Below are 610 nucleotides of genomic sequence, written 5' to 3' on the forward strand. Positions count from 1 at the left end.
GAAGGGTAAAATAAGTTACAAAACTACCTATACAATGGGTAGATATAAAAATGATTCAGTCACTTTTAACTTGTGGATTATCTGCAAATATAGAAAGGGGCAACGGGGAAAACATGGAGTGGAATATTTTGCTTACGTCATCCATAAAATCAGAACAAGTTTATCTTACATTCATCAAGACTATCGAAAAAGATTTGGAATTGAAAGCAGCTATCGGCTAAAAAATATTTGTCGAATTAAAACAAATAATAAAAACCCAGTTTTGAGATTGCTATTTGTTGGTATATCTTTTCTTTTAGTTAATATTTGGGTTAATCTTCTTTGGCTAAGAATAAGTCAAAAAAGAAAAGGTGGTCGATTAATTTATCGTACACTTTTCGGACTCAAACAGATGTTAGCCTTTTTACGTCAGGCTATTGAGCGTAAATATCAAGTAGTCGAAGGCATTTATCTTCCATCCGGATAGTGTTAACAAATAAAATTCCAGATGGCTATAAGTAATTATAATCAATCCTAGTCTTGCTGGTTCAATATTTGCTGAATAAAAAGTATCATCTACTACAAAATTTTTTAGCGATCGCCCTGAGGAGAAAACTTTTTGGTTTACTGA

1 pseudogene is annotated in these 610 nt (G+C 32.0%); it reads left to right on the forward strand.

The annotated features are described in order from the left end of the window. Nucleotides 1-466, forward strand: a pseudogene (locus tag AABK37_RS41785) (ISH3 family transposase); the annotation flags it as partial. Between the last annotated feature and the right edge of the window lie 144 nt (nucleotides 467-610).

The sequence above is a fragment of the Tolypothrix sp. VBCCA 56010 genome (assembly GCF_050875635.1).
Classification (GTDB): Bacteria; Cyanobacteriota; Cyanobacteriia; order Cyanobacteriales; family Nostocaceae; genus Hassallia.